Below are 18,175 nucleotides of genomic sequence, written 5' to 3'. Positions count from 1 at the left end.
ATCAAGATATTTGATATGTGATCCCCCCTCACATGGAGTCCATAGATGGTTCGCCAAGTTTCATTAGACGTAATTCAAGCGTCGCTCATTGCCAACGAGGTGGATGGGCGGCAAGCTCGAGTATATGTTCGCCATTTACTAGAGCAATCGGCCAGCGCTCAAAACCTGCCAAATTCTGAATATCAGATCGACCCCAGAGATGGCACCGTGAGTATATACAGTAGCGCGCGGTCGAAACGCGTTCACACAGTAAAAACAAGCACCGTTGCTGCTGACGATGGCGACAACTGCCCTATTTGTAATGGCCAGCTTACTGGGGTATGCCACATAGAACCTTTGTCACAAGGGCATTGCTTTATTACCGAAAATTTATACCCTGTGGTTCACCCTAGAGGCATGTTTGTTCCTATATCTCAGAACTTCAGCACCACTGAAACGGCCGATGAAGCAGCCCGCGGCGGAAATATTTTTGGAGGTCATTTTCTCCAGTGGACCAGCTCTATTCATACTCAAGACTGGCACAACATGTCGTTAGACGACCTCACTTTGAGCGTGAAACAACTTGCATTGTTCTCGCTGCGAATTCATACCGAAAGCGAATCGATGCCGCAAGCACTCGGAACGCGCGAAAACACGCATGGCTACATGTCTATCTTCAAAAACTATGGTGAAAAAGGTGGGGCATCGCTGACTCACGGCCATCAGCAAATTGTATTTTCAAACTTAATGGGACGAAGCAGCTACAACAATTGGCGTTTTTATGGCCGACACTGCGAGTATTTTTCTGATTATATGCTTCGCGAAAATAGCCAAGATTTAAAAATCAAAGATTACGGTGATATCGTACTCATGGTGCCCTATTTTATGCACCGTCCTTATACGATGCTGGTCATCGTTAAACAGACTCAAAAGGGGTACTTGCACCAGCTCTCCGATGACGAAGTGACACAGTTCACACAAGCCATCCAACATGCTATTCGAGCCGTTCGTCACGAGCTCGCCGCAGATGGAAAACCTATCGCTTTCAATTTCTTACTTCACACGGGTCCCGGCTGTGGCCTATATGCCGAAATAATACCCAGAGCCGATACATTTGGCGGATTGGAATTACAAGGAACATATGTATGCCAAGCGCAACCTGAAGATTGCGCCCTTCGGATCAAAAAAACCATTGCAAACGACTTTTCAGAAGAGGTCTTTTAAAACGGCATATTGCATACCACGACAGCTATGTTTAGGGTTACATAAAATTACGCCAAAGCTAGTAATAACGGGTAATGGCGGCATATTCAGCGGGCGCAATAATGAATGGAGATTTCAACCTGAAAGGAGAAGTAAAATGCCTATTCAATACCATTCTGAAGACTTCTTCCCACACCTTGAAACTCACAAAATCGCTGCTGAAAAAGTCAGTGAAAAACCGACCCCAATTAACTCCGCGATTGGCGAAGCATGTATTACTTTATTTTCGTTAGCAGGCGCTTCGCTCAAGGTGTGCTAGGGCGTATTGGACAGCAATATCAACGTTAACGCTGTGCTTGCCAAACCTTTGGGCAATGTCACTCTTGGCTCCGCCACGCTCAACCTAGAAAATCCAACCGTTAAATTAGGTGCAGGAATTGCTGGCTTTAAAACCAAAGTAGGGCTTGCGCTAGACATCAATGCTGGCACATTAAAAATATCAGGAAAACTTTGTGCACCATTCGTGGGTTCTACCACCATTCATTTTTGATTCTGAGATTGGCGTAGAAGTTCGAAGTTGCCTTATCTTTGTCTCCATTTAAACTTTGATTTATCGAATGAATTTAGTCGATTTTCACATCACTTTAGGCTCCAGAAACAGTCATGTTATGCCATATACATGGTGATTTCGGCAATGTTAACGACACTTGAACGCTAGTTATTTTTATCAGTAAAACTTAATAATGTTGAACGGATCACATCTATAACATGGAACCGGTTCCACCTATTTGGTATATTGACGGTTGCTAATAACGCAAGCGGATGACGTTTCAACGAGCACATAATGGATGTTGAAGGTCCTAGCCTACCTTTAACCTTCTTGTTCTGAAATGGCACTGCAATGACTGCATTATTGGCATAACGTTTATAAGTGGTTGCACTGGTTATTTAGCCTTTTAACCCAGCAACACCGTCTTTAGACATCACTTATCAGATGTTACCTAGCCTTTTTTGTAGCCCAGACTGGTTCTGGGCTTTTTTTTGCCTGATTTGTCACAAAAGTGGATTTGCAGTCCCGTCGTATTCGCGATACAACAATTACATGGACAAAAGGCGTTCTTAAGTGACAAATGTCATACAAGTCACGATTTCTAATATAAAACGCCAGATCCTTCCAATATATGTTTGACGTGTGAGCTAATCTACTATTTTTATGAGTAGTGAATAAATTACCTCAGCCAATTATAAGAATAACGATGAAAAAAATCACCGATACAGAGCAAATCAGAGCAGCAAACCGGAAGCAAATCATTGGTGCCTTGCGCACTCATGGGCCACTTGCACGGGTAGAACTTTGCGACATCACCGGTCTTAGTCCCGCCACCGTTACAGCCATTACATCTGACCTTTTCAGCGTTGGTTTTCTCAAAGAAACCAGTGGTACTGCAGAAGGTAATCAGGGTCGAGGGCGCCCTAAAGTAAATATCGATTTAAACCCAGAAGCCGCCTTTGTTATAGGCATTCAACCTTCGGTAAATGAACTGGCATTCGTGTTAGGTGACTTAAAAGGTAATATTCGAGAAAACCACACGGTCAGCATTCAATTAGACCGGCTGGATGAAGCACAATTTATTACATTGGTCATCGACGGTATCAACGATTTTATCGCCTTCAGCGGCGTCGATCGCAATCGTGTTGCCTCCATCGGAATCGCCATGCAAGGCCCTGTTGATAGCGCAACAGGAACCATTACTTGGTCGCCTGCGTTGTCGATTCAAAATGTGCCTATTTGTGAAGCGTTAGAATCTCGCTTCAACATTCCGGTATCCATTGCCAATGACTCCGATATTGTTGCGTTGGCTCTGCGCCACCTGAACAACTATTCGCACGACAGCAACTTACTCACCATTGTATTGGGTCAAGGTGTGGGGATGGGCGCATTAATCAATGGCCAACTCTACTCTGGTTCGCGCGGTGCCGCGGCCGAATTTGGACATGTGAAGTTCAATCTAGAAGGCCCTCAATGCCGCTGTGGTGGCCGAGGCTGTATTGAAGCGTATGCAGGGGACTACGCGCTTTACAGGGATGCTGCCACGATAATGCACTTGCCTATGTCTGACAATCACAGACCAAGCGAAGAGCAAATGGAGCAAATTACAGCGGAGTTGAAGAATGGCAATGAAGCGTTGCAACGCATTTATGATCAAGCCGGGCGCGTACTCGGGCTCGGTATGGCCAACCTGATAACTCTACTCGACCCTGAGCGAGTGATCGTGACCGGACGTGGTGTTCGAGGCTACGAATTCATGGAAGCAGAAGCCAATCGCGCCATGAAAGATGCGCTATTGCCAAGCCATACACCCGATATTGTTGAAAGTTTTGAGTGGACTGGCGACCTCATTTCCACAGGTACCATCCACTTAGGCTTAGAAAAGTCCGATTAATCAACATCAGTCCTTTGATTCGCGAGCTCATATAAACGCTCGCGAATCATACTCACCTTGCAATTACGGCAATGGCTTCAATAACTCGTCAGTTTTGGCCGCCATAATAAAGTCATTCTTATGCAACCCTTTTATTTTATGTGTCCACCAAGTGACGGTCACTGAACCCCATTCGATTAAGATTGCGGGGTGATGCGCATATTCTTCGGCCAATGCTCCAACTTCATTTCCAAATTCCAGCGCTTCTAAAAAATTAGGAAAGTTGACTTGGCGAGTGAGTTTTAACACGCCATCGTCGTCTTTCACCTGCCATTCAGGCACTTCAGATTTCAGCTGAGGCAATTCACTGCCAGTTACTTTCGGGGCACCGACTCGACACGATTCACATTGTTGTTGTGCTAATCCGCTCACTGTTCATCTCTCCTGATGCTTTGGAAAACAATTCAAACCTGATCAAGCGTAGCAACATTATTCATATTTTGAACACTCAAGTTGCGACCAAAAAAAGGGGCGCCAAATAGGCGCCCCAAACATCATCGCGAAACACAAGGTTTCAACACACAACTCTTTTACTTCATAAGTACGCGGTTAACCACGTTCTCTAAGTATTCTTGCTTACCCGATACGTGCGCTGGGTTGATTTCGTTGTCGATAGAGTATTTGGCAATGCTTTCTAGCGACTGGTCGCCCGCAAGAATGCTCTTACCGAAATCTTTGTTCCAACCGGCATAGCGCTCAGCCACGTTTTTGCCTAGTACGTCTGATTCATTCAATTCTACGGCACGCTCAAGTGAATATGCGAGAAGGTCCATTGCACCGACGTGGCCATGGAAGAAATCAGCCTTGTCGATAGACTGACGACGCAACTTAGTATCAAACATCAAACCACCAGTGGTGAAACCACCTGCTTTCAAGATGTCTGCCAATACAGGTGTCCACTCTTCAACACTGTTCGGGAACTGGTCAGTATCCCAACCCAATTGGAAATCACCACGGTTCGCATCGATAGATCCGAATAGACCCAAAGAAATAGCTGTAGCAATTTCATGATGGAATGAGTGAGTTGCCAATGTGGCGTGGTTCACTTCAATGTTTACTTTGATTTCGTTTTCGAGACCATATTGCTTCAAGAAGCCGTAAACCGTTGCCGTGTCGTAGTCATATTGGTGCTTCGTTGGTTCAGCAGGCTTAGGCTCAATCAACAAAGTACCGTCAAAACCAATCTTGTGCTTGTGCTCAACAACCATTTGCATGAAACGACCAAGCTGCTCACGCTCTTGACGCAAGTCTGTGTTCAATAGAGTTTCGTAACCTTCACGCCCCCCCCAAAGAACATAGTTACAGCCGCCCAATTTCTTAGTGGCGTTCATTGCTGTGAATACCTGAGTCGCAGCATATGCAAATACTTCTGGATCAGGGTTAGAACCTGCACCCGACATATAACGTGGGTGAGAGAATGCGTTCGCTGTGCCCCAAAGAAGTTCAAGACCCGTTTCGTCTTGTTTCTTCTGGAGGTAATCCATCATCACTTCCATGTTAGCCACATACTCTTTAATCGAGTTGCCGCCTGGCGCTACGTCCGCATCATGGAATGAGTAGTATTGAACACCTAACTTGCTAAAGAATTCAAAAGCAACGTCAGCTTTCGCTTTCGCCATTTCCATTTCATCGCCTGGCTTCATCCAAGGACGATCGAAAGTGCCAGCACCGAAGATATCGAAACCATTCCAGCAGAAGTTGTGCCAGTAACATGCTGCAAAACGCAGATGCTCTTTCATAGTGCGACCAGCAACTACTTTATTTTCGTCGTAAAAGCGGAATGCCAAAGGGTTAGTTGAATCAGGTCCTTCGTATTGGATTTTTCCAATACCGTCAAAATATTCGCTCATGATTTGCTCCACGCTCGAGATAAGGTCCAAACCGCTTGGACGCTACGAATTGGGGACTATATTCGTCATCAGGGCGGGTTATCGCAATTATGTTATTTGCAGGCATGATTGTTTAATTTTTTATTTATGTGCCCAGCTCACAGTTCAGCCGTCTTAAATAGCTCTTAAAGACACGTTTTACCTACATTTACGCCACTTCTCATTTTTATTAAAGCTGACAAATTTCCATAAAAAAACCCGCTCATACGAGCGGGTTCTAAAATAAAACAACTTTATTTAAGGCTGAATTCTGAGCAAACTCAGAATAAATCTTCAACCTTTGCATAGAGCTTACGGAAGGTTGCACGACGCTCTTGGTACGCAGCAACATCCGCGACGACTGGTTTGTGAGTTTCAACCAACTCCGGTACTGGACAAATCTCAGCAATTGGCGTGTCTGGGTTCATCGCTAAGCGCGCCAAACGAGCCGCTCCCAAGGCAGGCCCAACATCACCACCTTTTCGATACACTAAAGTTTGATTCAAGATACTAGCAAGCATTTGACGCCAACCGGGGCTTCGAGCACCCCCACCAATCAAACTGACTTCATCGGGTTTAACACCACTTGCGTGCAGGGCATCAAAACCATCAGCAAAGGCAAATCCAACGCCTTCCAACACGGCTCTTGCCATCGCAGGGCGATCTGTTTCGTGGGTGAGCCCAAAAAACATTCCCTTGGCCATTGGATTGTTGTGCGGCGTTCGCTCGCCCGATAAATACGGGAGGAAGAACGGGTCACCGGGTTCTGGCGTGAAGCGATCTAATTCATCCAACATTTCTGGCACACCGGTTTTTCCCGTTGCGTTATCCAACCACGCAAGGCATGAAGCGGCGCTGAGAATCACTGACATTAAATGCCAAGTATTCGGCAACGCATGACAGAATGCATGAACCGCTGAATCTGGATTCGCGCTAAAGCCATCGCTCACTGCAAAATAAACCCCCGAAGTACCGAGTGACAACATCGCTTGGCCAGGCTGAGTTAAACCCACTCCTACCGCACCCGCAGCATTATCACCACCACCGGCAACAACACCCACTTGAGAGCACCCCCAACGCGCGGCTAGTTCAGCACTTAACGTACCTGTGATATCGCTGCCTTCGCAAAGCTTTGGCATATGGGAACGATTGAGCCCCGTGGCTGCCAGCATTTCGTTGCTCCAGTCACGCTTGCCGACGTCCATCCAGCATGTACCAGCGGAGTCAGACATATCTGAAGCAAAATCGCCGGTTAATTTGAAGCGCAAATAATCCTTGGGCAGCAACACCTTATCGATTTGAGCAAAGATGTTGGCTTCGTGACGCTGCACCCACAACACTTTAGGTGCGGTAAAACCGGTCATGACGATATTACCAGTAATGCTGCGCGCTTCTGGCACACGCTGTTCAATCAACTCACATTCAGCAGCGCAACGTCCGTCATTCCACAAAATAGCCGGGCGCAATACTTTTTGTTCTGCATCGAGCAATGTTGCGCCGTGCATTTGACCGCTTAAACCAATCGCTTTGACCTGTGCCATTTGGCCACTTTCTTTCAGGCCATCAACTGCTTCAAGCGTGGCATTCCACCAATCTTCAGGGTTTTGCTCTGACCACAATGGGTATGGACGTGAAATAGGAAGGCTCACGTTGTGTGATGCAACCACCTGATCATTGTCGTCTAGAAGCACCGCTTTAACACCCGATGTTCCCAAATCAATGCCGATATACATGCTATTCTCCTTAAAACAATTCAGCATCACTCTCACATTGAGCAGCTTACTGGTTGGCAAGAATAGTGCGAATTAGTTAAGTTGTGATCAATGACGAAATTTGTCAGTCACCATTCTTGTTTTTGTTCATTGTGAATTGCTTCACACACTGAGCTACAATAGCTTTCATCTTATTGTTCGCGTTAACATACTGTGTCGCGAAGGGCTCGGGAAGACAACGAGGGTAGTCCGTGTTTTCTAAACGCTATGGTATTACGCTGCTTTTTAATGCAAATAAGGTCTACGACCGACAAGTCATTGAAGGCATCGGAGAGTATTTACAAGCATCACAGTGCGACTGGGACATCTTCTTCGAAGACGACTTCAGGTGCCGCATTGCTGATATTAAAGATTGGATGGGTGACGGCATTATCGCCGACTTTGATGACCCTGAAATTGTTGAAGCAACTCGCGGTCTCGGTATCCCAGTCGTTGGCGTAGGCGGTTCTTACCACAACAAAAGTGAATACCCAGACGGCCCGTACGTAGCCACTGATAACGCTGCGCTGGTGAGTGCGGCCTATCAGCACTTGCGTGAAAAGGGCTTGGAGAACTTTGCCTTTTACGGCCTTCCCGATTTGCCACAAATGCGCTGGGCACGAGAGCGTGAGCTTGCATTTAAAGATCTGGTCTCAGCAGATGGCTACCAAGGTGATATTTATCGCGGAACGTTAACCACCCCTGAAAATTGGCGTTATGCCATGAATCGGCTGTCGGATTGGTTGCAACGACTTCCTCATCCAACCGGAATTATTGGGGTGACCGATGCGCGCGCACGTCACTTGCTTCAAGTATGCGAACGATTAGGCATTATCGTACCTGATAAAATCTCAGTGATCGGTATCGATAACGAAGATTTGGCCCGTTTCCTCACCCGTGTTCCTTTAAGCTCAGTGAATCAAGGCTGTAAACGCATGGGCTACGAGGCGGCGAAGCTATTGCACAACAAGTTAAGTGCAAAACCCATTCGCAATCAGCGTGTATTGGTTCCACCGCAAGGCGTTGTAGAACGACAATCCACGGATTATCGCGCGCTGCGTGATGCCTATGTCATTCAAGCCATGCACTTCATTCGCCATAACGCTTGTAAAGGTATTAAAGTCGATCAAGTGCTCGATTTTGTGGGGATTTCTCGCTCGAATTTAGAAAAAAGATTCCGCGAAGAGCGCGAACACTCAATCCATACAGAAATTCATGAAACCAAGTTAGAACGCGCCAAACAATTGCTTCGAAATTCAGAACTTCCAACGATGGAAATCGCGACTTTATGTGGCTATCCGTCACTGCAATACATGTACGCAGTGTTTAAGAAAGACCTTGGTCAGACCCCCAAGGAATATCGGAATAATTTAAGTGACGGTTCGGACGATCCAGATGATACCCACGAAGAATTCGACTTTTCTGACGACAACTCTGAATAATCTGAACCTAAGCTGACAATAAGCCTAACTTTTTTGATTGTTGGGCAATCCCCGACTAGCATGCTTATCAATCGTTTATTTGTTAAGCACTGCTGGAGGGCCCATGCTTACACCAATCCGATCCTTTGTGATTATTGTTGTGACTTCATTGTTCACACTAACTGCGTTTGCAGACACCGTTACGCTCAAAGATGGCCGCGTCATTGAAGGTGACTTTGTCTCACGTGACGACACGTCATTGGTACTGAATGTAGGCGGATTCAATACCACAATTCCTCTTGATCAAATTGCTGGGATGACCATGGGTGCAGCCACCGCAGCTCCCGCACCAGCAACTCCTGCAAAAGAGCCGGTGAAGGCCGCTCCCGCACCAGAGCCAAAGCCAGTCGCCAAAGCACCGCCTCCACCATCAATCGTCTCATCAGGCACGAGCATTACGATTCGATTGGGTCAGGGTATCTCTACACGAAGTAATAACAGTGGAGAACGCTTTAGTGGTGTACTCGAATCCGATTTGGTGGCGAGTGACGGTAAGGTCGTGGCCAAACGTGGCAGTCAAATCTACGGCCGTATTCACCAAGCTAAACGCTCTGGGCGCTTAACCGGAAAACCCGCTCTTACGTTGGAGCTGACAGAAATCATGGTCAATAACCAAATGAAAGCTGTGGTCACCGAAACGTGGAATGCAGCAGGCCCTAGCGCAACAGGCGGCCTTGTTAAGCGTACTGCTGGCGCTGCAGCTATTGGCGGCCTAATCGATGGTAGTGACGGTGCGAAGACCGGCGCTAAAGTAGGGGCAGGTGCTTCTATCTTAGTCGGCAAAGAAGACATTAATATCAATTCAGGCACGCTAATGGACTTCCGACTTCGGACACCATTTCAGCCATAATTCTCAGGTCAAATCCGCTATTTAGGCGTGATAAAGCAGCAAAAGGCCGGTCATCGACTTGGCCTTTTTTATCATTCAGGAACGTCTTTTCAATTAAGGGATCTGCAATGTTTTTGGGAAAATTAAAGCCTCTGTATCAACCCCAAAATCTTTCGCTTTTGCTACCAGCGTGTTAACAATGGCCAGATCAAGTTCCGGTTCTCGAGCAAGAATCCAAAGGTAATCCGTATTCGGCCCAACCACCAACGCATACCGGTAATCTTCATCTAACGCGGCGATCACGTAACTACCATAAAATGGTCCAAAGAAAGACACTTTTAGATATCCAACATCAGCAGACTCCACAAAATAGGCTTTGCCTTCTGCTTGTTCGAATTGTTTCTCCTCGATGGAATATCCGCGATTAATCACCTTCACCCCACCATCGTCTCTCATACTGTATTCGGCGGTGACTTGTTCAAGCCCCCGTTCAAATGAGTGATCAAGCCTTGCAATTTCGTGCCACTGTCCCAAATAGCGCTCAAGTTCAAAGTTTTTAATAGGCTCTACGTTTTGAGGAATTCCAGTACAACCCGCGCCCAACAGCCCACACAACAGCATGATCACACGTAATTTCATTTTATGTATTCCATTTCATTCATGACTTAATTCAGGTTAAACGCGCTTCAACTGCAAATGGATTTGCTTCGTTATATAATTGAGACGTTATCCAACAGCCGCGCCCAACAAGGCAAAACCGGGCACCAACCAAAGCACAGACACTTTTAGCTGTCGTAGCAACACAAAACCAATAATGGCCACCGCAAAATCTTGCGCTTCAAACACCGAACTGACAAAAACAGGGGCATACCAAGCACTTAATAATAGTCCCACAACGGCTGCGTTTACCGCAGCAATAGTTCCAGCTAAACGGGGGCGAGATGCGAGTGCTTGCCAATAGTGAATAAGCCCGATCATTAGTAAAAAGCCCGGTAAGAAAATAGCCAGCGTCGCAACTAAAGCCCCTACAATTGGAAGATCGGCGCCCAGCTCATACCCCAAAAAAGTAGCGATGGTAAACATTGGCCCGGGCACAGCTTGTGCGCTCGCATAACCTAATAGAAAGGTATCTGAGGTGACTTGGTCGGCCAAGCCTTCTTGCAGTAAAGGCAGCACCACATGCCCGCCACCAAACACTAAGCTGCCGGCTTGATAAAACTCGCCAAAGATCCCTAACCAATGGTTGCTATCTGAAATCCAAGGCAGGCCAATAAACAATACAGTGAAAAGGATAAGCGCCCACCACTGAGGTGATGCAGAGGCAGTCGTCGACTCTACCGACGATGATACTGGCTGCTGAAAGCCAACAAGAGCAGCGGCAACCAAGACCAACAATTGAGTTTCGATGCCGGGACTGACAAGCATGATCACCGCGGTAGTCGTGCCCACGATCAGGCCAAATCTTTGTTTCCAAAATTGCCCTGCCATGGTGAGCACCGCATCAGCCACCACCACCACCGCAAACAATTTGAGACCATGTATCACGCCTTGATACCAAGCGTTGTCAGTGAGCCCAACGTTCAGTGCTGCAATCGCAACCATGATGGCAAAAGAGGGCAAGGTAAACGCGATAAATGCAGTAAGCCCGCCCAATAGTCCCGCGCGTTGATAGCCGATAGCAAAGCCGACTTGAGAAGAGCCAGGGCCGGGCAAAAATTGACTCAATGCAACTAGTTGCGCATAACGAGCTTGGTCAAGCCAACCCAATTTTGTCACGAAGTGACGCTGAAAGTAACCAAGGTGAGCCGCCGGGCCACCAAAACTAACCCAACCTAAGGAAAAGAAATTCTTAAAAATTTGCCACATGACATCAAGTTGCTTGAACAATCGTGTGGCTATTATGGCAAGGCCTTCATGTATCAAGCAAACCTCGATTTGGCTCGAGTACAATTGATTTAGGCTTTATTCAGTCTTTACTCAGGCCGTGACGGCCAAACTTGCTTATGAATCGGTGATTGCTGTTTCAGACACAGGTGACACGCTCGCGTGTTGGGCGTCAGATTTTTTCGCTTTATTAGCCTGTTGCTGAATCGGAGCTTTCTTGTGGTAGCGACCTAAGACAGAGCTCAACACCACAAAACCCAATAATGAGTAAGCGACTTTGTCGATTTCATACAGGGTCAAAGCACAGCAAGCGACTAACACGTCAGACGCCAGTAGCACCTTGCCCGAATGAATATTAAAACGTTCTTCGAGATACAATCCAAGAATATTGACCCCGCCCAACGACGAGCGATAGCGGAACAACAAAATCAAGCCAATACCAATTAAACCACCGGCAATCACAGCGCCTAGCAAGGGCGGTAGTGCATCAAAACTAACGTAGTAATTCAGTACATCCGACATCAGCGATACCGCAACGATACAAATAAGGCTGCGAACCGCAAAGGCTTTGCCCATCTGACGAATCGCCAAATAGAAGAACGGCAGATTAATGATAAAAAACCAAAAGCCAAATGATACAGGCATGAACTTGTGGGCAATAAATGCAAACCCAGCCGTGCCCCCTACCAATAAGCCACTCGCGGCGAGAAAACAAATACCGAGAGACACTAAGAAGCAGCCCTCTACTTGCGCATACCATTGGAGTGCAACTTGTTTCATAACAACGTGAGCTCATAGAAATTGAATTGAGCCGAATTTTAGATGGCTCAGGCGCAATTGCCTATGCCCTGAGATGATTGATTAGAGGTGTGCTGAGGCGAGAATCGTAACGCAGTTCGTCACAAAATCTTTACAGAAGAAAAGGCACTGTACCAAGGTATTGACAGTCACTCCGTCCGCAAGTCTGCGTATTTCTGACATAAAAAAACACCGCCAGTTGGCGGTGTTTTTAACGCTCGAAATCAGCAGTACTGATTATTAATCTTCAGCAATAATTGAAACGTTAACAGCTATTGTTACGTCTGAATGAAGCTGAATATCGATGGCATATTCGCCAACGTTACGCAAAGTACCCAATGGCAAGCGAACTTCGCTTTTCGCCACTTTAACGCCTGCAGCAGTAATTGCATCAGCGATGTCGCGAGTACCGATAGAACCGAACAACTTACCTTCATCACCAGCTTTAGAGCTGATAACAACTGTTTCCAGTTCGCTGAGTTTTGCGCCATGTGCTTCAGAAGCAGCTAACTCGTCAGCTAGTTTCGCTTCTAATTCAGCACGACGTGACTCAAACAAAGCAACGTTGTCTTTGTTAGCAACTACTGCTTTGCCTAAAGGCAATAAGTAGTTACGTGCGTAACCAGATTTAACGGTTACTTCATCGCCCAGACCACCAAGGTTAGCGATTTTATCAAGCAGAATAACTTGCATGGTTTAATCTCCTAATTGGGTGGGCTTATTTATGGTTATCTGTGTAAGGCAACAATGCCAAGTAGCGAGCGCGCTTAATTGCACGAGCTAACTGACGTTGATACTTAGCACTTGTACCAGTGATACGGCTTGGTACGATTTTACCACTTTCAGTGACATAGCCTTTTAAAGTAACTATATCTTTGTAATCAATTTCGGTCACGCCATCCGCTGTGAAGCGGCAAAATTTACGACGACGGAAAAAACGAGCCATGAGGCTATCTCCTATTTAATCTGTTCAATGCTTTTGGCATGCAATACCACGGTACCTAAACCGTTAGCAGTTTTCCGGTAGCAGATAAATCCACTCACCCTCAATTGCATTGCCGTAGTCAAAGACGCTGTTTGCGTCTGCAGTTCGAATCCACTAGCGACCACTTCTAATCGGCACCAAGCTCGACGAAGATGACCGGCTTCCTCTTGCTCAGACTCGTGGTCTAAAGCAAAGTGGCAATGTGGAACGCCTGCGGGACTGACACTATGTTTGGGCTCGCGACTAACTACGCCACTTAAAACCAAACAATTAGCAGTCATTATTCGTCTGCACTTGCCTCAGTAGCATCAGCTGCTGCTTCGACTTGTTCAGGTTGACGCTCTTCACGTGGCTGGCGATCTTCGCGCGGAGCACGTTCTTCGCGAGCAGCACGCTCTTCTTTGGCTTTCGCCATAGGAGAAGGCTCAGTAACTGCGCCTTTCGTACGCATAATAGCGTTACGCAATACCGCATCGTTGTAGCGGAAGCCAGTTTCAAGCTCGTCGATGACGGCTTGGTTTGCTTCAACATTCAACAACACATAGTGCGCTTTGTGCAGCTTGTTAATTGGGTATGCCAATTGACGGCGACCCCAGTCTTCCAGACGGTTAACTTTACCACCGTCTGCTTCGATCAGGCCGGTATAACGTTCGATCATACCTGGAACCTGTTCGCTTTGGTCTGGATGGACCATAAATACGATTTCGTAATGACGCATCGTCGCTCCTTACGGATTATTAGCTTCACAGTGGCTCAGTCAACACCACAAAGAAGCAAGGAACTAATTAGAATGACTGATTTAAGGCGACGCATTGTATAGAAAGCAAGCACGAAGCGCAACTAAAGCAGAAAGATCGCAGCCCGCGTATTTTCAGGCCTAAAGGCAAATGAACGGTTTCAAATACAAGGGCTAATTTCAATTCCCAAACAAGCTTGCGCATTTGGCCTTCATACACTGCTCGCTTAACCTATAAGTGATTTGGTACCCTATACTCAGCCAACTTCACAATAATTTGAGTAGCACATTCACTTATGTACGAGCAATCATGCCTTTAATCGCAGTTCTAACCATCGTAGCCGGCCTACTCGCGGCAATTTCGATGATGTTTCCCGCAGAGGCTGCGACGACGCAAAATAAATCCCTCAATACGTTAGTCTCAGAGTTTGATCGCTACTTTGTGAAGAAAATGCGTGAGCACAAAGTGCCAGGCGCCGCTTACGTCATTGTGCATGGCGACCAAATTGTTAAAATTCGGCCTTACGGTGTGCGCAAACAAAAAAGCGCTGCGAAGGTCAATGCTCACACAACCTTCCGCCTCGCCTCTGTTTCTAAAACATTTGCCGCGAGCCTAGCAACGATCGAAGAACAACGCGGTACATTTAACTGGCAAGACCCGGTGATGCTATACGTGCCAGAATTAGACTTTGCGGATCAAAGCCACAAACAGCATTTAAAAGTTGAGCACTTACTCAGTCATACCGCAGGTGTTGTGCCAAACGCCTACGACAACCTGATTGAAGCGAATCGGAAACTTCCAAAAATCCTGCCGCAATTTAAAAAGCTCCAACCCATGTGTAAACCTGGTAAATGTTACGCATACCAAAATGTGCTTTACAGCATGATTGAACAGGTGATCGAGCACGGCCACGAAATTTCTTACGAAGCACTCATGCAGCAATCGATTTTTGATCCCCTAGGCATGGGCGATGCAAGTGTTGGTTTAGACGCCTTTATGAGTAACCCCAATCATGCAACCGGCCACTTAAAACTAAAACGCGGTTGGTATCCAAAATCTCCCAAGCAAGCCTACTACAACTACCCAGCGGCTGCGGGTGTAAACGCAAGCGCATCCGACATGGGACAATGGCTGATGGCACAGCTAGGTCACTTTCCTGAAGTGATTGCGCCAAGTGTTGTAAAGACGATGACGACAGCTCGTGCAGGCACACGTAAAGATTTACGACGCAAACAATGGCGCAAATATTTGTCGAAAGCAGAATATGGTTTAGGTTGGCGCCTGTATCAATTCAATGATGAGCCTCTGGTATATCACGGTGGCTGGGTAGCCGGCTACCGTGCCGACGTCGCCTACTCGCCTGAACGTCAAATTGGCATTGCAGTGCTGTTGAATGCAGAGTCTCATGCCATTAATTTTGTGAGTACCCATTTTTGGAAAATGGTGACCCAGCAAAGTCGAGTCGCGATGACCATAGAGCGGCACGCGAATAGGGAGCGTCCTGACCCCGTATCGGCACTCATTCCTCACAACATGGCACAACCGCACGACAGCGCAAATTTCTAACCAACTACCGCAAAATCTCACGTTTGTACTAGTCTTTTGTGGACTCCTTAACATTAACGACAACCAAATATTGTTAACAATTTTCATTGTGCAATTTAGTCTGTATACTCTTAGCTGCGTTTACACACTGGTGATAAATCAACGGTAACACAATGAAAAACAACTATTTATATGCCATCTCCAGCTTGTTTTTAGTGTCTGTAGTGGGGTGTCAATCTGGCACCGAGAGCACTGCCACAGAACAAGTTGCAGCAGCTTCTGGCACAATCACAACTTTACTTCCTCTTAATACCTCAATCGATCGCAACGTCGTGAAGCCGTTCAATGCGTCCCTCAAGTTGAATACAACGGGCGAAACAGGTCTTCAGGTTGATTTTCAATCAAAGCAGCATTCTTACTCTTCTATTGTCTTTAGCCCAGAAACACCTTGGAACTGGAGTGAATACCAAGACTTCAACTTAGCCATGGACATCGCCAACCCAGGCGAGCATTCGGTTCAAGTTTACTTAGATATTTCTGATGTTGACGGCGGTAACTACACACGTACTGTGAGTATTCCCGTTGGCGGCAAAAAAGTATATTACGCGAAGATGGCAGGCCACGACTTAGTATCTATGGATGCTGACCCTTCGGTTGAACTCAATTTTAACTCAGGCCTTCGTTCCAACCCTGACACATGGGAATCTGACGATATTCAGTTCATCTCAATGTGGGGCAAAAAGAACCTCAACTTGTCCGGCATTACGAAAATCGGATTGAGCGTGCAAAGCGCAATGCATGACAAAGAGATTGTGATTAGCAATATTCGATTACGCCACAATCCTGAATTCAACGAACGCTACCTTACACATATTGTCGATAAGTTCGGTCAGAACTCAACGGTAGATTTCGAAGGCAAAATTCATAAAGAAAGTGACTTTGCAGCACAACGCGACGAAGAAGCGAAAAGCTTAGACAACAAATTGCTGAGTGATCGTTCTAAGTGGGGCGGCTGGAAAGATGGTCCAAAACTAAAAGCTACGGGTTATTTCCGCACTGAAAAAGTGGATGGTAAATGGTCTCTGGTTGATCCCGATGGTCATATTTATATTGCCACAGGCTTAGACATTATTCGTCTTGCCAACTCAACAACAATGACAGGCTATGACTTCAACCATGCCAAAATGACTCAGCGCTCCATTGACGACCCTACACCTGAAGATTCACAAGGTTTGAACCGTGTTGACGACTCCTTGGTTTCTACTCGTGAAGTCACATCTGAACTGCGGAAAGACTTGTTCCAAGAGTTACCTGCGTACGACTCGCGCATGGGTCAACACTATGGTTACCGTAAAAGCGCTCACTCAGGCCCTCTACAGCGAGGTGAAACCTACAGCTTCTATTCGGCCAACCTCGATCGTAAATACGGCGACAACGGCGCAGACTACATGCAAGCTTGGGAAGACATTACCGTCAAGCGCATGAAAAACTGGGGCTTTACGTCACTAGGAAACTGGACAGATCCTCGCTTCTACGACAACGACCAAGTGCCTTATTTTGCCAACGGTTGGGTCATCGGCGATTTCAAAACCGTTTCAAGTGGTAACGATTTCTGGGGTGCATTACCAGACGTCTACGATCCAAAATTTGCTGAACGCGCAGACTTTACTGCACGTACCGTTGCTGCTGAAGTGAACAATAGCCCTTGGTGTGTGGGTGTCTTCATCGATAACGAAAAGAGCTTTGGTCGCAGTGAAAACGACGAAGCACACTACGGTATTGTGATTCACACGTTAAAGCGTGACGGCAAAGACGTCCCAACCAAAGCCGCATTTACCCAAATCATGAAGGATAAATACGGCACGATTGATGCGCTCAACAAGGTTTGGGGTACACAATCTAAGTCGTGGGACGACTTCAACACACACGTTGATTCAACCATCAACAACAAAGCCCAAGTTGCTGACTACGGAGTCCTTTTAGGCGCCTATGCGGGTAAGTACTTTAGCGTTGTTGAGGCTTCTCTTGAAAAGCACATGCCAAATCACCTTTACTTAGGGGCTCGTTTCCCTGACTGGGGCATGCCAATTGAAGTGGTAAAAGCTTCTGCTGAATATGTGGACGTTGTCAGTTACAACGCATACAAAGAAGGCCTACACCCAAGCTCTTGGAAGTTCTTGGAAGAGATCGATATGCCAAGCATCATTGGCGAATTCCACGTCGGCGCAAGCGATAGTGGTTTGTATCACCCGGGTCTTATTCACGCATCAGACCAAGAAGACAGAGGCCGGATGTTTGTTGATTACATGAACTCAGTGGTCGACAACCCTTACTTTGTGGGTGCGCATTGGTTCCAGTACATTGACTCACCTATCACAGGCCGTGCGTACGATGGTGAAAACTACAATGTTGGCTTTATCTCTGTGACAGATACTCCGTATCGCCCAATGGTTGAAGCAGCCAAAGAAGTAAACACTAACTTATACAAGCGCCGTTATTCTAAATAACTCTTTAGAGACGCTTGAATCCTAAACAAAGGGTGAATCACTGAGTGATTCACCCTTTTTTATGGCTTTGATATGCCAAAGCCTAGGTTAAAATCCAGACCTAAAAAAAGCGCCCTACGGCGCTT

At 46.5% G+C, this 18,175-nt stretch carries 18 protein-coding genes; 8 read left to right on the top strand and 10 right to left on the bottom strand.

Annotated elements, in window-relative coordinates; all coding sequences use genetic code 11:
* Positions 1–45 precede the first annotated feature (45 nt).
* The 4 genes from NAF29_RS02260 to NAF29_RS02245 all read left to right on the top strand — a co-directional run bounded on the left by NAF29_RS02260 (position 46) and on the right by NAF29_RS02245 (position 3,626).
* Positions 46–1,203, top strand: a complete 1,158-nt coding sequence (locus tag NAF29_RS02260; protein WP_251259857.1) for a hypothetical protein — start codon at positions 46–48, stop codon at positions 1,201–1,203.
* A gap of 136 nt (positions 1,204–1,339) precedes the next feature.
* Positions 1,340–1,501, top strand: a complete 162-nt coding sequence (locus NAF29_RS02255) for a hypothetical protein (RefSeq protein ID WP_251259856.1) — start codon at positions 1,340–1,342, stop codon at positions 1,499–1,501.
* A 6-nt stretch (positions 1,502–1,507) separates the two neighbouring features.
* Positions 1,508–1,732, top strand: coding sequence for a hypothetical protein (locus NAF29_RS02250; protein ID WP_251259855.1), 225 nt, complete (start codon positions 1,508–1,510; stop codon positions 1,730–1,732).
* A gap of 706 nt (positions 1,733–2,438) precedes the next feature.
* Positions 2,439–3,626: an ROK family protein gene (locus NAF29_RS02245; protein ID WP_251259854.1), complete on the top strand. Its 1,188-nt coding sequence runs from the start codon at positions 2,439–2,441 to the stop codon at positions 3,624–3,626.
* Positions 3,627–3,689: 63 nt separating this feature from the next.
* Here the strand turns inward: NAF29_RS02245 and NAF29_RS02240 are convergent, their stop codons facing one another.
* The 3 genes from NAF29_RS02240 to xylB all read right to left on the bottom strand — a co-directional run bounded on the left by NAF29_RS02240 (position 3,690) and on the right by xylB (position 7,266).
* Positions 3,690–4,037, bottom strand: coding sequence for a 4a-hydroxytetrahydrobiopterin dehydratase (locus NAF29_RS02240; protein WP_251259853.1), 348 nt, complete (start codon positions 4,035–4,037; stop codon positions 3,690–3,692).
* 158 nt (positions 4,038–4,195) lie between these two features.
* Complete coding sequence (xylA, locus tag NAF29_RS02235) at positions 4,196–5,515, bottom strand: xylose isomerase (protein ID WP_251259852.1); 1,320 nt, start codon at positions 5,513–5,515, stop codon at positions 4,196–4,198.
* 299 nt (positions 5,516–5,814) lie between these two features.
* Positions 5,815–7,266 carry a xylulokinase gene (gene xylB, locus NAF29_RS02230; protein ID WP_251259851.1) on the bottom strand — a complete coding sequence of 484 codons (1,452 nt, stop codon included), beginning with the start codon at positions 7,264–7,266 and terminating at the stop codon, positions 5,815–5,817.
* Positions 7,267–7,496: 230 nt separating this feature from the next.
* Between xylB and NAF29_RS02225 the strand changes: the two genes are divergently transcribed.
* Complete coding sequence (locus tag NAF29_RS02225) at positions 7,497–8,726, top strand: XylR family transcriptional regulator (protein WP_251259850.1); 1,230 nt, start codon at positions 7,497–7,499, stop codon at positions 8,724–8,726.
* 103 nt (positions 8,727–8,829) lie between these two features.
* Entirely contained in the window at positions 8,830–9,615 is a 786-nt protein-coding gene (locus tag NAF29_RS02220) for a Rho-binding antiterminator (RefSeq protein WP_251259849.1), read from the top strand.
* A gap of 93 nt (positions 9,616–9,708) precedes the next feature.
* Here the strand turns inward: NAF29_RS02220 and NAF29_RS02215 are convergent, their stop codons facing one another.
* The 7 genes from NAF29_RS02215 to rpsF all read right to left on the bottom strand — a co-directional run bounded on the left by NAF29_RS02215 (position 9,709) and on the right by rpsF (position 13,979).
* Positions 9,709–10,233 (bottom strand): lipocalin family protein, encoded by a 525-nt coding sequence (locus NAF29_RS02215; protein WP_251259848.1) that lies wholly within the window; start codon positions 10,231–10,233, stop codon positions 9,709–9,711.
* An 87-nt stretch (positions 10,234–10,320) separates the two neighbouring features.
* Positions 10,321–11,460: a chromate efflux transporter gene (chrA, locus tag NAF29_RS02210; protein WP_251259847.1), complete on the bottom strand. Its 1,140-nt coding sequence runs from the start codon at positions 11,458–11,460 to the stop codon at positions 10,321–10,323.
* A gap of 135 nt (positions 11,461–11,595) precedes the next feature.
* Positions 11,596–12,258: a YitT family protein gene (locus NAF29_RS02205; protein WP_251259846.1), complete on the bottom strand. Its 663-nt coding sequence runs from the start codon at positions 12,256–12,258 to the stop codon at positions 11,596–11,598.
* 258 nt (positions 12,259–12,516) lie between these two features.
* The gene (rplI, locus tag NAF29_RS02200) at positions 12,517–12,969 is read right to left on the bottom strand and encodes a 50S ribosomal protein L9 (RefSeq protein ID WP_251259845.1); all 453 of its coding nucleotides are present in this window, start codon (positions 12,967–12,969) and stop codon (positions 12,517–12,519) included.
* Positions 12,970–12,994: 25 nt separating this feature from the next.
* Positions 12,995–13,222: a 30S ribosomal protein S18 gene (rpsR, locus tag NAF29_RS02195; RefSeq protein ID WP_251259844.1), complete on the bottom strand. Its 228-nt coding sequence runs from the start codon at positions 13,220–13,222 to the stop codon at positions 12,995–12,997.
* A gap of 11 nt (positions 13,223–13,233) precedes the next feature.
* Positions 13,234–13,542, bottom strand: a complete 309-nt coding sequence (gene priB, locus NAF29_RS02190; protein WP_251259843.1) for a primosomal replication protein N — start codon at positions 13,540–13,542, stop codon at positions 13,234–13,236.
* Positions 13,542–13,979, bottom strand: coding sequence for a 30S ribosomal protein S6 (gene rpsF / locus NAF29_RS02185; RefSeq protein WP_251259842.1), 438 nt, complete (start codon positions 13,977–13,979; stop codon positions 13,542–13,544). The genes priB and rpsF overlap by 1 nt, the downstream gene beginning before the upstream one ends.
* Before the next feature lie 328 nt (positions 13,980–14,307).
* Between rpsF and NAF29_RS02180 the strand changes: the two genes are divergently transcribed.
* On the top strand, positions 14,308–15,564 hold the full coding sequence (locus NAF29_RS02180; protein WP_251259841.1) for a serine hydrolase domain-containing protein: 1,257 nt from the start codon (positions 14,308–14,310) through the stop codon (positions 15,562–15,564).
* A 152-nt stretch (positions 15,565–15,716) separates the two neighbouring features.
* Complete coding sequence (locus NAF29_RS02175) at positions 15,717–18,050, top strand: beta-galactosidase (RefSeq protein ID WP_251259840.1); 2,334 nt, start codon at positions 15,717–15,719, stop codon at positions 18,048–18,050.
* Positions 18,051–18,175: the final 125 nt, after the last annotated feature.

Origin of the sequence: Echinimonas agarilytica (assembly GCF_023703465.1) — a bacterium.
Classification (GTDB): Bacteria; Pseudomonadota; Gammaproteobacteria; order Enterobacterales; family Neiellaceae; genus Echinimonas; species Echinimonas agarilytica.
This window is presented reverse-complemented; position numbering and strand designations above follow the sequence as displayed.